This window comes from Myroides oncorhynchi (assembly GCF_020905415.1).
In the GTDB taxonomy this organism is placed as follows: domain Bacteria; phylum Bacteroidota; class Bacteroidia; order Flavobacteriales; family Flavobacteriaceae; genus Flavobacterium; species Flavobacterium oncorhynchi_A.
This window is the reverse complement of the sequence record NZ_JAJJMP010000001.1, coordinates 1,371,985-1,387,798: the sequence shown is the minus strand read 5'-3', so window position 1 is coordinate 1,387,798 and position 15,814 is coordinate 1,371,985. Positions and strand designations below refer to the sequence as shown.

Genomic DNA, 15,814 nt, shown 5'->3' with positions numbered 1-15,814 from the left:
AGTTACTCTTTTTACTTGGCATCGCACTATTTGCCTTGTCATTTACACTTTTCTACCTAAATATAATCGGTGCTCAATTTGCCTATTTTATTATATTAGTTTCATTTGTAATGATAGTAAGCCCTTTAGTTATCTATTTGTTCAATAAATTAAACTAAAGCCTTATTTTTGCAATAAAACAGCAAGCATGGATAAAAATGTAAAGTTATTACTTTTAGGAGCCTTCCTATTTATAATCACGATTATACTACGTACTATAGATTCTATTCCAAGTAGTGCAGTAATAGCATTAGCCGCTATTGCGCTAATCATAGTAGTAGTACCCTTATACAAACTTGTCTTTAAAAGACTTCGCAAATAAAGAAAGTGAATCTATGTCAAAAGTTGAAGACTAGAGAGGTTATTTGAAACAAGAGCTCATCAAGAGTGAGTCAAGAATTCTTCAGTAAAAAGAACTTATTGTGGAACAATGTTGTGATAATGTTGAAGAAGTGTTGAAGGGGTTGTATAATGGTCACATAACCTCAGTAATACCACTAGTTTTACAAGTATTCATATTCTCTCTATTCCTTCTTACTACACACAAGATATAAAAAAAGCCAGCTATATGCTGGCTTCTTTCTATAATAGAACTACTATTTCTTTAATTCTCTAGTAAGATTTTCTAACATTACTTCAGTCATAGAAGTTAAGTCATACTTATGCTTCCATCCCCAGTCTTGTTGAGCAGAAGTATCATCAATACTTGCTGGCCAGCTATCAGCAATAGCTTGTCTAAAATCTGGATTGTATTCAATAGTAAAATCAGGAATATGCTTAGTGATCTCAGCTGCGATCTCTTTCGGAGTAAAAGAAATACCTCCTAAATTATAAGAAGAACGAATCTTAACATCCTCTTTCTTCGCTTGCATAATACCAACTGTAGCATTTAAAGCATCATCCATATACATCATCGGAAGACCAGACTCTTCAGATAAGAAACAGTCATAATGTTTATCTTCGATTGCCTTATAGAAGATATCTACTGCATAATCTGTGGTACCACCACCTGGAGGTGTAGTCCAAGAAATTAAACCAGGGTAACGAATACTTCTTACATCTACACCAAATTTATTATGGTAATACTCACACCAGCGCTCTCCTGTTTGTTTAGAAATACCATATACTGTACTTGGCTCCATCACTGTATATTGTGGTGTATTATGTCTAGGTGTAGTAGGTCCAAAAACAGCTATAGATGATGGCCAAAATACCTTTTTAATTTTACCTTCTTTGGCAAGATTCAATACATGGAACAATGAATTCATATTAAGATCCCAAGCAAATGCAGGGTTTTTCTCAGCAGTTGCAGATAATAACGCAGCCATTAAATAAACCTCCTCTACCTGATGTTTTTCGATTACTGAAGCAACAGCATCGAATTCCATAGCGTTTACTGTCTCGAAAGGACCTGAACTCATAAGAGCCTCATTACCTTCTCTAATATCAGAAGCGATCACATTTTCACTTCCATAAACTTCTCTTAATTTAAGCGTTAGCTCTGAACCTATCTGTCCGCAAGCTCCGATTATAAGAATTTTGGTTCCCATTGTTTGTGTATTTAAAAAGTACACAAATATAGTTTAAGTCCTATTACAAATCAATTTTCAGCACAAACATTCCATTAACTTTATAACTTATATAACAATCTGACAATGCAAGTAATATAAAATAGCGGATAACTTTGTATTTTTGACATTTAAAAAACTATAGTACGATGAAAAGCAATTCATATATATTATTACTATTCTTAGCTTCAATCTTTATGTATTCATGTAAAGACAATGATCAATTTTCGAAAGATCAAGAATTAAAGATAGCACAACACAATGATAGTGTCTATAACTACCTAACAAAAAACTGGAGTCTTCGAATACCATCTGTTACTCCAGAACTAGATGTGATACTTAAAGAGTGGAAACCTTGGCAAGAATTAATTCAAGAAACAAAACTAAAACCTGTCTCAACAATAGGTGCATTTCAGAAAAAAGCAAATAGGATATCTGAATTATTAACATCTCTTACTTATCAACAATATCCAGAGCAATTAAACCTACCTGATATTAAAGCTAGAGTAGCACTTTTACAGACTGCGTTAAACAACCTAAGCATGTTTCTAGAAGTAGAACCTATAGATATAAAAAAGTTAGACCACGATATCAAATATGTCAATAGAGCATTTAGGCTATTAACCGCACAAATGGAAGAGAATGTTAGAAAAGCTCAATTACCAAAAGAAGAAGGAGAAACAGAAATGCTAGAAGCAGTCGATACAGAAAGAAGAGCTAACCCAACAACTGAAAATGAAACAGAATAATGGAAATTAAAAAGCGCTTTCAAGAATCTTCGAAGACCAAACAACTCCTTCAAGAATTACAATCTAAGGGAAATAAAATATATTTAAAAGGGCTAATTGGCTCGGCTATCTCATTTCAAATAGAAAGCCTGTTTAGTCAGGCAGATGCTCCCTTCCTATTAATTTTTAATGATAAGGAAGAAGCAGCATATTACCTAAATGATTTAGAAACATTAATTAATAAAACAGATGTATTATTCTATCCTGGTTCTTATAAAAGACCATATCAAATAGAAGAGACAGACAATGCTAATGTACTACTCCGCGCAGAAGTACTAAATAGAATCAGCTCTCGTAAAAAGCCTGCTATCATTGTATCCTATACCGAAGCAATATTTGAAAAAGTAGTCACCAAGAAAGTATTAGAAAAGAATACACTAAAAGTACATCAAGGAGATAAACTATCTATAGATTATGTCAATGAAGTACTATTCGAATACAACTTTAAACGAGTAGATTTCGTTGCTGAGCCAGGAGAATTTTCGGTACGTGGTGGTATTATTGACGTCTTCTCTTTCTCTAATGATCATCCTTATCGCCTAGAATTTTTTGGTGATGAGATAGATAGTATTCGTACTTTTGATGTAGAGACTCAGTTATCTGTAGAAAAACAAAAAAAGATAACAATCATTCCTAATGTAGAAGATAAGTTTACAACAGAGAACAGAGAGAGTTTCTTAGATTATATCTCTGATAAAACTGTAGTACTAACTCAGAATACAACGTTGATCATAGATCAGTTAAACAGACATTTTGAGAGAGCAGCCGCTACATTTGAGAAACTAAATAAAGACTTAAAATACAAGGAGCCAAAGGATATGTTCTTAGACGGACAGTCTTTCTTACATAAATTAGAGTTATTCACTCTGCTAGAATTAAATGATACGAAACTACTAAATATCAACAACACAGTAGAGTTCTACATAAAACCACAACCCTCATTTAACAAACAATTCGATTTACTAGCGCGTAACTTAAATGAAAACACAGATAATGGGTTCTATAATTACTTATTCTGTTCTAATGAAAATCAAGCTAAGCGTTTTAGAGACATTTTCGAGTCATTAAAAGAAGACGACAATCACAAGGTAGTTCAGTCCTTTAAAACTATCGTAATGCCTATATTCGAAGGTTTTATTGATGAGGAAAAGCAACTAGTTTGTTATACAGATCATCAAATATTCGAACGCTACCACAAGTTCAGTATTAAGAATGGCTATACTAAAAAGCAAACAATAACCTTAAAAGAACTTAATTCACTGTCTGTAGGGGATTATGTCACGCATATAGACCACGGTATAGGAAAGTTTGGAGGATTGCAAAAAATACAAGTAGAAGGAAAGACACAAGAAGCGATTAAGTTAGTATATGCCGACAATGATATCGTCTATGTGAGTATACACTCTCTACATAAAATATCAAAATATACAGGTAAAGATGGTGCTGTACCTAAGATCCATAAATTGGGTTCTGCGGCTTGGAAGACCTTAAAGAATAAGACTAAAGCTCGTGTAAAACACATTGCCTTTAACCTGATACAGCTATATGCTAAACGCAGATTACAAAAAGGATTTCAGTGTTCACAAGACAGTTATTTACAACACGAATTAGAGAGTTCGTTTATCTATGAGGATACTCCTGATCAACTAAAAGCGACACAAGAAGTTAAAGCAGATATGGAGCTAGAGAGACCAATGGATCGTCTAGTCTGTGGTGATGTAGGTTTTGGGAAAACAGAGGTGGCTATTAGAGCTGCTTTTAAGATGGTGGATAATGGTAAACAAGTAGCTGTATTAGTACCTACTACTATCTTAGCTTTCCAACATTATCAAACTTTTAGTGAACGCCTTAAGGACATGCCTGTACGTGTATCTTACATCAACAGATTTAGAACTGCAAAGCAAAAAACAGAAATATTACAAGACCTAGAAGCGGGTAAAATAGACATTCTCATTGGGACACATCAGTTAGTCAATAAAGGGATAGTGTTTAAAGATTTAGGATTACTAATAATAGATGAAGAACAAAAGTTCGGAGTAGCAGTAAAAGATAAATTAAAAACAATATCAGAGAATGTAGATACATTAACGTTGACAGCTACCCCTATCCCTCGTACATTACAATTCTCATTAATGGCGGCGCGTGACTTATCTGTGATAAATACTCCACCGCCAAATAGATATCCGATAGAAACAAATGTAGTAGGATTCAATGAAGAGGTGATTAGAGATGCTGTGTCTTACGAGATAGAACGCGGTGGTCAAGTTTACTTTATTAATAATCGCATAGAGAATATTAGAGAGGTAGCCGGTATGATACAACGTCTAGTGCCTGATGCTAAAATAGGTATCGGACATGGTCAACTAGAAGGTAAGAAACTAGAGGAGTTAATGCTTGCATTTATGAATGGAGAGTTTGATGTCTTAGTAGCGACCACCATTATTGAAAGTGGGCTGGACGTGCCTAATGCTAATACAATACTAATAAATAATGCTAATAACTTCGGATTGTCTGACTTACACCAAATGAGAGGTCGCGTTGGTCGAAGTAATAAAAAAGCGTTTTGTTATTTTATATGTCCTCCCTATTCTGTTATGACAGAAGAAGCTCGTAAGAGAATACAGGCATTAGAACAATTTAGCGATCTTGGCAGCGGATTAAACATCGCTATGAAAGATTTAGAAATAAGAGGTGCTGGAGATATCCTAGGTGGTGAGCAGAGTGGTTTTATCAATGAGATTGGTTTTGAAACTTATCAAAAGATTATGCAAGAAGCCATCGAAGAACTTAAAACAAATGAATTTAAGGATTTATACGAGGAAGAAAACAAAGAAGAGAACAAAGTCTTTGTCAAGGATACACAGATAGATACAGATTTTGAGATTTTATTCCCTGATGAGTATGTTAATAATATTACGGAACGACTGAACTTGTATAATGAATTAAGTTTGATTGCAACTGAAGAAATATTACAAGAGTATGAACAGCGCTTAATAGACCGATTCGGGGCGTTACCTCGTCAGGCTATTGCACTATTAAATAGTCTGCGCATTAAATGGCATGCTGCTAATATGGGAATAGAAAAAGTAGTAATGAAACAAGGCAAAATGATCTGTTACTTCTTGGGAGACCAACAATCAGACTACTATCAATCTGCTAAATTTAGAAAAGCACTTCTCTTCATACAACAGAGGTCTAATCTATGTGAAATGAAAGAAAAACAAACTAAGAATGGTTTAAGATTACTTCTTACATTTAAAAATGTAAAATCAATCAAGCAAGGACTAGAATTAATCGAATTACTTGATTCGTAGCATCTACATAAATTAAAAAAGGCTTTACACGATGTGTAAAGCCTTTTTGTTTTATTAATATTTAACCTTAGTATCCAAATAAATCTTCTAAGCTAAGCTCTTTTACTTTCCCCATCTTCTTAACTGCTTCCCAATCTAAATTTTCTTTTTTACCCAATAAACCAACATTAAAAGTTTTTCCTTTTACATATTTATCAAAATAATTAACTAAATCAGACATTTGCATTTTCTCAACTTGATTATAAATATCTTTATTAATATCATAATCAATTCCCTTTTGTTTTAAGCTCAACCAATAATTAAATATCTGTGCTTTTGTATAACGTTGAGTAGCGATACTCTTAAGTACTGTACTTTTCGCGTTCTGGAATTGACTTTCTCCTTGAGGCATGTCATTCATTAACTCCATCATTGCCTCTACAGCTTGTGGAAGTTTATTTGCTTGAGTTCCTACATAAGCCATAACATAATTATACTTATCCGCTTTAGTTGCATTCATATAATATGCATAAGCAGAATAAGCTAATGATTTAGATTCACGAATCTCTTGGAATACCACAGAAGCCATACCTCCTCCAAAATAATTATTAAACACAGAACTAGTTGCTAATAAATCTTTATTAAACTTACCTTCTCTAGCTCTATAAGTAATCTCTGCTTGAACCATGTCATAAGGAGCAAAGTAAAGTGTACCATCAGTAGCTGGTTCAGGATAAACCTTAGCAACAGGAACTTTTTTACCTTTTCCTAAATTATGATTCTCAACAATAGCTTTCTTAGCAATTTCTTTCTCACTTCCATAATAGAACACATCATTATTATAATCAAAGAAGTTGTGAACTAACCCTACTAGTTCGTTAGGTTTTATTGACTTAAGATCCTTCTCAGTTAGAATATCCTTAAATCTACTTAACTCACCATTAGAAACGATATAGCTATTTAAAGCACGTTGGATTCCTCCCTTACTAGATTTAGCATCTAGGCGCCCTTTTAAAATTTGCTCAACCATATTCGCATAAGCTGTATCATCTGCTTTTGCATCAGTAACTAAGTGTTCCAATAGCTTAATACCAGCTGGTATATTCTCCTTCAATCCACTAATAGAAATAAATGTCTTATCTGTACCAGCATTGATGCTATAATCAACTCCTAGTTTATAAAATTCTTTTTTAATATCAGCTGCTGAATACTTACTAGTACCTAAATAATCTAAATAACTAATCGCTAATGATAACTTATTGTCATTATCAGAACCTACCTCAGTAATATAAGTAACCGTAGCTAAATCATTTGTAGTATTTTTAATTGAATACAACTGACTACTTCCTTTACCTATTTTTTCTTTTTGAATTGAAGCATCGAAATCAACAAAAGCTGGAGCAATCTCCTTTACTTTCATTGCACTAAGCTCTTTGTAGAATATAGATTCACTATCTCTATTGATATCAATTGGTGTGATTCCTGGATTTTCTACTCTTACTAAATCCTTATTCTCCCCTTGGCGTTTATAAACGATAACATAGTTATCTTTATAATTAGCATTAACGAAGTCAACGATTTCTTGCTTAGTGATTTTAGACATTTTATCGATATCAGATACTGATTCTTCCCAAGTACGCCCTTGAATGAAAGCCTGGTACATTTCAGAAGCCATTGCATCATTACTTTCTAAAACTTTCATTGAATTCTTGCGCAACTCATTTACTACTGCTTCAAGTAACCAATCATCAAACTCTCCTTTTCTAATCTTATCGATTTGAGCAAGTAATAAATCTTTTACCTCTTCAACAGTCTGTCCTTCATTAGGCATACCGATAAGCTGATGTACTGAATAGTCTTTCATAATCATAGGAGAACTTCCTGCATACAAAGCTTTTTGCTTTTGATTAACATCTAAATCAATAACTCCAGCCTGTCCATTGCTTAACAGCATATCTATCAAACTTAAATAGATAGCATCTTTGGTCTTTATTCCTCCTAAGCGGAAACCTATTTGAACTCTTTCACTCTGAGGACTAAAAATATCCTTAACCTGAATACCTGTCAATGGAGCTTCTTTAGCAATATACTCTGTAGGTTGAACTGCTTTTTTCATTGTACCAAAATAAGCATCTACGAGTTTAATCGTTGGCTCGAACTCTAAATCTCCCACTAATACTACAGCCATATTATTCGGCACATAATATTGATTAAAGTAGTTATTTATAGCCACCATAGAAGGATTCTTCAAATGATCAGATGTTCCTATAGTAGTTTGCGTTCCATAATGAGATTTAGGAAACAACATTTTCATCATTGCTTCACTTGTAGACCATCTATCATCATCTTGACCTCTGTTAAACTCCTCATATACCGCTTCTAGTTCAGTATGAAACAAACGAAGTACTAACTCCGAAAAGCGCTCTTTTTCAATAAACAAAAACTTCTCTAATTCGTTTGAAGGTATCGTATTTTGATAAACTGTTTCATCATACCATGTGTGAGCATTTGTTCCTGATGCTCCGATAGAGGCTACTGACTTATCGTATTCATTAGCAACGGCATATTGAGATGCTACTTTAGATATCTCATCTATTTTTTTATAGATAGCTTTCTTTTTCTCAGCGTCTTTCTCTATTTTATGTTGCTCATATAAATCGGAAATCTGTTTAATCAACTCTTTCTCCTCTTTCCAATTAACTGTTCCTAACTTAGAAGTTCCCTTAAACAGCATGTGTTCAAGATAATGGGCTAAACCTGTACTATCTTCAGGATCGTTATTAGACCCTGTACGAACAGGTATATAAGTCTGAATTCGTGGTTCATCACTATTCTGTGCTAAATAAACTTTCAAGCCATTATTTAACGTATAAACCCTTGTCTTAGAAGGGTCGTTCTCTACATATTCATAAGTAAAGCCTTTAGCATCTTTTTTAGTAATCGTTTTATACTGCGCATGCATCGAAGCACTTACAGAAAAAATAAAACCAAAAAGTAAATACCTTTTTTTCATGTTTTAGTGTTTTTGTGTCTATTTTTCAAATCTATAAAATAAATCCCACACTATTTTATTAAAATTCAATCTAAATTACAGTTTAAAAAAAAAGTCACTCACAATTATATGTGAATGACTTCATTTCTATCAAGATTATAAATTTATTTTACATTTATAGCTTCATGAATAGGTGTTCCGATATTTCCATTAGGAACCTCTATTTTTAGTATTTCAGCTATTGTTGGAGCAATATCTGTCATATGTGTTTCACGTGTAGTTTTACCTTGTTTAACACCCCATCCCATAAATACAGCTGGAATATGTGCATCATAAGACCCCCAAGTACCATGCGTTGTTCCTTTACCATCTTTTTTTCCACTAAACCATTGTGGTTCTAAAATATATTGAATAACTCCGCTTCTCTTAATATTATATCCATTAATGATACGCTCGCGTATTTTCTGAGGAATGGCTGCTGTAGCCGCTTCATCCATATCAGTCACAAAAGCAATTCCTTCTAATTTCTTCATCTCTTTCACGATATACTCTCTGATATCTTCTTCATCCAATTCTTTCTCCTCTACCAAAGCATTATTCAGATGTACTTGATAGTTAGTTAAACTCTTTATGATATCTTTTTGAGCAAATTTCTTCTCAAGTTTTTCATTTAGAATTTTTCTAGCCTCGCTTGTATTAAAATATCCTGCATTACCTTTGATATCTTGGAAGTACTTAGGATTATGAGCAGCTCCGTGATCTGCTGTTAAGAAGAAAGTATAATTACCTTTACCTACCTTCTTATCTAAGTAAGTTAAAAACTCTGCTAAATCAGCATCTAATCTTAAATAAGTATCCTCTATCTCAATAGAATTAATAGCAAACTGGTGTCCCACATAATCTGTAGAAGATAGACTAACTGCTAAGAAGTCTGTTACTCCTGCAGGGTTAGCTCCTAAGTCTTCACTGTCTATAGCTGCTTTAGCGAAATCAAGTGTCAAAGAGTTACCAAATGGAGTAGCTTTAATTAAATCATATCCGTTATCCTTTTTTAATTTTACCAAGTTACGTGGAAACACAGGTTTATCTTCCCCTTTAAAAGGTTCTTCATATACATTATCATCACTTGTACTTAATACATACGACTTGATAGGGTACAATGTACTCCAACCTTGTTTAAAGTATTTATCAGCTAATTTCTCCTTGTTAAAAGATTTTACCCACTTAGGAAGGTCGTTCATATAATATGTACTTGTAATCCAATCACCTGTAGTACCATCCAACCAATAAGCAGCATTAGCAAAGTGTCCTGCAGGCAGAATCCCACCTCTATCTTTAATAGCAATACCTACTACTTTTGATTGGAAGTTAGTCGCTAATCTCAATTGATCAGTTACAGTCGAAACTAATAAATTCTTTGGAGATTGTTTTCCAATCTTACCAGCTCCTCCACCAACACCTTCTACGTTATCATCTTGTGTACAGTACATGTTTTCACCCGTCGCCTGCATAATAAAATCATTTCCGGCAATACCGTGTATTGCTGGCACACTACCTGTATAGATAGTACTATGACCTATAGCTGTATATGTTGGAACATAGTCAATATATGTATTCTCACTAGAAAACCCTTCATTTAATAAACGCTTGAAACCATTATCTGAATAACGATCATAGTATTTATATAAGTAATCCCATCTCATCTGGTCAACTACTACTCCTACTACTAGTTTTGGTTTCGGTAATGTTCCACTTGCCATCGCTGACAATGATAACATACAGCCTACTGCTGCAAATAAGGTTGTTTTGATTTTCATCTTTTTAATTAAGGTTAGTATATGTCTCTAATAAAGTCTTCGTTTACAAAACTATTAAACTCAACTACTTTACAAACATTTATTACATAAAAATATTCAACATTAACATTTCGTACAATAGAGCCCAAAAATATATAATCTAATCAACTCGAAGATTAAGCGTATGTTATCTCTTAATTAGAATGCCATAAACAAAAAGACCGTTCATTTTTATGAACGGTCTTACTTGCTAACTAATTTCTTTTACTAATTGAATTATCCCAAATTATATATTTGGGTTATAATCTGATTCTTGTCTAGGGATTACATAAGTCCAATTATTATTTTCTGTTGGTAAAATTGTAACACCTAAAGCAGTACTATAATTTCCTCCTTTATCAGCCTCTTTTCTAACAATAGGTAGATTCCAACGTTTAAGGTCAAACCAGTCAAAACCTTCTCCCCATAACTCTATTCCTCTATATTTAACTATTTCATCAAACAAAGGTTTACCTGATTTTGAACAAGTATAACTTGCATCTCTACCTGATACTTTTGTCAACTCTTCTAGTAATTTTGCAGCTTCAGAATCACGCCCTAAGAAATGTAATGCTTCGGCTTCTATAAAATACATTTCAGATGAACGGAAATGATTTAAATGACCTACTCCTTGCATCTCATTTGCTTTTACTTTAAACTGCATATAAGCAGCAACAGATGCATTTGATTTAATATCAGGAAAACGTGTTCTAGCATCTTGATCCAAAGGAGACTTAGCTTTTGCAATTCCACTCACAGCAGTATATGTACTAGGATCATAGCCAGTTGGATCTAAAAACAAGCCTTTGCGAATATCAGTTGCAGGAATAGTTTCATAAAATTCTTTACTAATGCGTCCTGGCATAGTTCTAACAACAGTAGTACTCGCATTATACGCTAAATATGCTTGATAAGAATAGAAATATAAAGTTTCTTCTAGAGCTCCATAACTACTCCATATCCATTCTGATGTAGGATTTGCGAACCCAGCATTATAAGCATTGACATTCATTAGATTATATCCCTTTCTCGCTAAACTAGCTTCTCTTAAAGCAACAGCATAATCCTGTTTTATTAATGCAGCCCTTGCATAAACTGCATGAGAAACATTAGAATCAACTAAATAATTTAAACTTGCAGATCTTTTATACTTGCTTTCATCAAACAAGCGTATTGCATCATCTAAATCTTTATATATCTGTGCATACACATCATTCTGAGTAGCTAAAGGCATAGCTTTAGGATCATCAGGATGTAGTCGAAGAATAATACTTTTTTTAGTTCCTTTCTCAGCATCTTGCCAACGATGTCCGTAGATCTGATTTAACATCGTAAATGCATAAGCACGATAAGTAAGAGCTTGAGCTTTCAAATATTTTCTTTCATTTTCAGGTCCACTAGCAGCATCAACATTTGCAATAATTGCATTTGCATTAGTCACTAACATGTAATAATAATGCCAAGGATAATTATTATAACTAATATCATTATTAGACATGTTTAAACCATTAACTTGATTCATCAATCTATTGTCATCTCTTCTAAAATTACTCCCAGAATATTCTCCATAAAACAATTTGATTGTCCCCTCACCATTAAAACCTTGACTAGTGTGTTGAGCTGTCATCAGTTTTGCTAAACCATTAACAGCCATTGTTACACTTTCAGTTGTCTTAAATGCAGTTTCTGGAGAAGTAGCATTAGTAGGAAATGTATCCAAATAATCTTTACTACATGAACCTAAGGTTAACACTGTAGATAATAATACGTACTTTATATATTTAATTTTCATCTCTTTAAATATTTAATTCTTTATACTTTCTAATACTAGAACCCAACATTAACTCCAAATATAAATGTTCTAGGAGGTACCCATGAATTCATTACTTGACCTGCAAAACTCATTTGTGAATTCATTCCTTTTAGTTTAGTAAATGTTGCTAAGTTTTCAACAGATGCTGTTAAAGATAAATTACTTACACCAAATTTCTTAACTACATCTTTTGGGATATCGTATGCTAAAGAAACATTTTTAATAACTAAATAATCTCCATTCTGCATAAAACGCGTTGAACGAGCACTACTTAATGTACTTCTAGTAAAATCAAGAACTGGTAATCCGTTTGGATCAATTCGATCAGGAGATGTTGTTGTCATACCTTCTGGTACTCCATCCCAAGAACCTAATATATCTTTATGCATAGCTCCTGGAGAAGTAGGTGCTGACATTAAACCTGCGTAAGAATAGTCATAAACTTTCGCTCCTAAACTATATGTAAATAAAGCAGAAAAAGAAAAATTCTTATAGCTCAACGATGTATTAAAACTTCCTTCCATTTTTGGAATTGCACTTCCTGCAAATCTCTTCTTAGCATAAGTAGCATTTTTAGTATACACCACTCCGTTAATTTCTGACAAATCTTTAGCTACATCCTTATCTGGTGCTGATCCATTTACGTTATACTTCACGTCATCAACAACATATAATGCATCTCCTGTCATTTGATCCACACCTACAAAATCATTTAAATAGAATTCATAAATACTTTTCCCTTCAACTCTTAAAAAATCACCACTGATAATTCCATTTTTACGATTTTCCTCAGGTAACTCAGTAATTTTATTTGTCAACCAAGTAGCATTAGCACCAAAGTTCCATTTGAAATCAGGTGTCTTAATAAGATCTACATCAAAAGACAATTCAATACCTCTATTTGCAATACTTCCAATATTACTCTTAATAGTTGAAGCAGCAGTTCCTGGTGATATTGAACCATTAGATAATGGCATCGTTAAATCAAATAACAAGTTCTGAGATTTTTTATCAAAATATTCAACAGTAAAATTAGCGCGATTAAATAATCTTGCGTCAAGTCCTATATTGAATGAAGATGATGTTTCCCATTGTAAATTTGGGTTCCCATTTTGAGATTTATATAACGCAGGTTTTCCTCCATTTTTAACTAAGGCATATAAAGCATGATAAGCATATGTACCAGCTCCACCATCAGCTCCAACCTCACCATAAGAAGCTCTAAGCTTTAAATAATCTATCTGTTTAACTTTGAAGAAATCTTCAGCTGACACAATCCAGCTACCTCCTAAAGACCAGAAGTTACCCCATCTGTTATCTTTATGGAACTTAGAAGAACCATCTCTACGGAATGACGCTTCAGCAAAATACTTATTAGCATAGTTATACTTTGCTCTAGAGAAAAAACCTTCCGTTCTATATTTTACAGTATAATCATATATATTACCTGCTTCTGTAAAGTTTATCCACTCATCCATTCCTACGAATGTTTGATTAGTTTTCATTCCATACATATAACTGTAATCATTATTGAAATTCTCATGACCTACTAATACATCAACGTTATGATCCCCAAAACTTCTATTCCAATTTAATAATTGTTGTGCGCTATATGTTTTTTCTCTATAAATATCTCTTCTAGAGCGTCCGTTTGGAGCACCATCTCCAATTAATGCATTATCATATTTTCTTGCCTCACTATTTCTAACACTTAAATCTCCTCTAACAGTAAAAGTAAAGTCTTCTAAAAACTTAAAGTCTGCAAAAACTTGAGAGTTCATAGTGTTTCTAACACTCGATTGTTTATTCAACTCTGTCTCCAAAACAATATGTCTTCCTGGTAATTGTTTACGTGTAGTTTCACCATTATCATAAATCTTATTTCCATGCTCATCATACAGAAAATCACCACTTAGAGGATTATGTGCATATACAGGGTAAATAGGTGCGATATTACGTGCGAAATAAAATGGATTTGCAATAGTACTATTATCATCCATAGAAGCTGATAATCCACTTGATTCTTGATGTGAACTTGCAACGTTAGCTCCAACTTTTATAGCCTTATTTACCTGGTAATCTGCATTAACTCTAAAATTAAAACGCTTAAAATCACTATGTTTCAAATAACTTTCATTATTTAAAAAACCTCCTGAGAAATACGCTCCTCCTTTTTCATTAGCAACTCGTCCATTCATATTAATATCTTGGTACATCCCTGTTCTTTCAATAGGTTTAAACCAATCTAGATCCCCTGCATAACCTGGTAAAATTTGAGCATTAGGAACTATCTTTCCATTATCATCAAATAATTGCTCGCCTGGCAGATTATAAATATTAGTTAACAAATAATCTGGTATTAGTGTTGCTGATGCTTTTCTATTTGCGTCTGCTAAACTATTATTTGCTAATAGTGAATTCCTATTAGCTTTCCACATAGTCTCCATAAACTCATTAGGACCAAGTTTATCGTATTCTGCAGCCCCTCTAGTAAAAAGCCCTTGTTTTAAACTTACTCCAAAGAAACCTTTACCTTTAGAGGCTTTTTTTGTAGTAATAATAACAACTCCATTAGATGCTCTATTACCATATAATGTTGAAGCAGAAGCATCTTTTAAAACAGACATACTTTCTATGTCATTAGAGTTTAAATCTGAAATATTTCCTTCAAATGCAATACCATCTACAACTAATAATGGACTATTTGAAGTTAAAGATGAAAATCCACGAATACGAATAGTTGGATCTGAACCTGGTTGACCAGAAGTATTGTTTACACGGATACCTGGAGCAGCTCCTTCTAATGCTCCTAAAGCACTTGAGCCTGGTCTTTTGGTGATTTCGTTACTATCTACCACTGCTATAGCACCAGTTACAGACTCTTTAGTTGCAGTACCATAAGCTACCACTACTACGTCATCTAGTATTTGACTATCTTCTTTTAATTTTACATCATAATGTGACTTTGATGTTATTCTAATTTTTTGTGTCTCATAAAACACATAAGAAACGACAAGAACATCTCCCTCTCCAGCATTAATAGTAAAAATACCGTTATCATCGGCACTAGTACCAAAATCTGTACCTTCAAGAACAATTGTCGCTCCTATTAAAGGCAAACCATCTGTGTCCTTCACACTTCCTGTAATTGCCTTTTTTGCTTGCGCAAAAACTACACTTGTTAAAACAAGCATAGAAAACGTTAAGTAAAGTTTTAATTTCATAAACATCCTTTTAAGATTATTTTAGCATTGCCAAAAATATAAAAAAAATAATATAAACAAACACATATCATATAATTACAATAAAAAATAATAAAATATATTAAATAAACAAACATAATAAAGAATATATAATAAATAAATTAACATAAAAATCAATATTTAGAAGGTATATTATTCACATATTATGTATAAATGCAAAGACTATTTAAAGATTTATTAATTTTAATTTAATAAGTACTTAACATATAAAAAACACAATTTA

At 33.0% G+C, this 15,814-nt stretch carries 8 protein-coding genes; 3 read left to right on the top strand and 5 right to left on the bottom strand.

Annotation, left to right across the window (positions count from 1 at the left end):
• Positions 1–187 precede the first annotated feature (187 nt).
• On the top strand, positions 188–361 hold the full coding sequence (locus tag LNQ81_RS06105) for a hypothetical protein (protein WP_229945267.1): 174 nt from the start codon (positions 188–190) through the stop codon (positions 359–361).
• A gap of 274 nt (positions 362–635) precedes the next feature.
• On the opposite strand, the gene LNQ81_RS06100 is transcribed toward LNQ81_RS06105, so the two are convergent.
• A complete protein-coding gene (locus tag LNQ81_RS06100) occupies positions 636–1,589 on the bottom strand; it encodes an NAD-dependent epimerase/dehydratase family protein (protein WP_229945266.1) in 954 nt (317 codons plus the stop codon).
• 167 nt (positions 1,590–1,756) lie between these two features.
• Between LNQ81_RS06100 and LNQ81_RS06095 the strand changes: the two genes are divergently transcribed.
• Positions 1,757–2,356, top strand: a complete 600-nt coding sequence (locus tag LNQ81_RS06095) for a hypothetical protein (protein WP_229945265.1) — start codon at positions 1,757–1,759, stop codon at positions 2,354–2,356.
• Positions 2,356–5,709, top strand: a complete 3,354-nt coding sequence (gene mfd, locus LNQ81_RS06090) for a transcription-repair coupling factor (protein WP_229945264.1) — start codon at positions 2,356–2,358, stop codon at positions 5,707–5,709. The genes LNQ81_RS06095 and mfd overlap by 1 nt, the downstream gene beginning before the upstream one ends.
• Before the next feature lie 67 nt (positions 5,710–5,776).
• Here the strand turns inward: mfd and LNQ81_RS06085 are convergent, their stop codons facing one another.
• The 4 genes from LNQ81_RS06085 to LNQ81_RS06070 form a co-directional block, all read right to left on the bottom strand.
• Positions 5,777–8,701: a M16 family metallopeptidase gene (locus LNQ81_RS06085; protein ID WP_229945263.1), complete on the bottom strand. Its 2,925-nt coding sequence runs from the start codon at positions 8,699–8,701 to the stop codon at positions 5,777–5,779.
• Positions 8,702–8,844: 143 nt separating this feature from the next.
• On the bottom strand, positions 8,845–10,497 hold the full coding sequence (gene pafA, locus LNQ81_RS06080; protein WP_229945262.1) for an alkaline phosphatase PafA: 1,653 nt from the start codon (positions 10,495–10,497) through the stop codon (positions 8,845–8,847).
• A gap of 265 nt (positions 10,498–10,762) precedes the next feature.
• The gene (locus LNQ81_RS06075; RefSeq protein ID WP_229945261.1) at positions 10,763–12,307 is read right to left on the bottom strand and encodes a RagB/SusD family nutrient uptake outer membrane protein; all 1,545 of its coding nucleotides are present in this window, start codon (positions 12,305–12,307) and stop codon (positions 10,763–10,765) included.
• 35 nt (positions 12,308–12,342) lie between these two features.
• Positions 12,343–15,552, bottom strand: a complete 3,210-nt coding sequence (locus LNQ81_RS06070) for a SusC/RagA family TonB-linked outer membrane protein (protein WP_229945260.1) — start codon at positions 15,550–15,552, stop codon at positions 12,343–12,345.
• Positions 15,553–15,814: the final 262 nt, after the last annotated feature.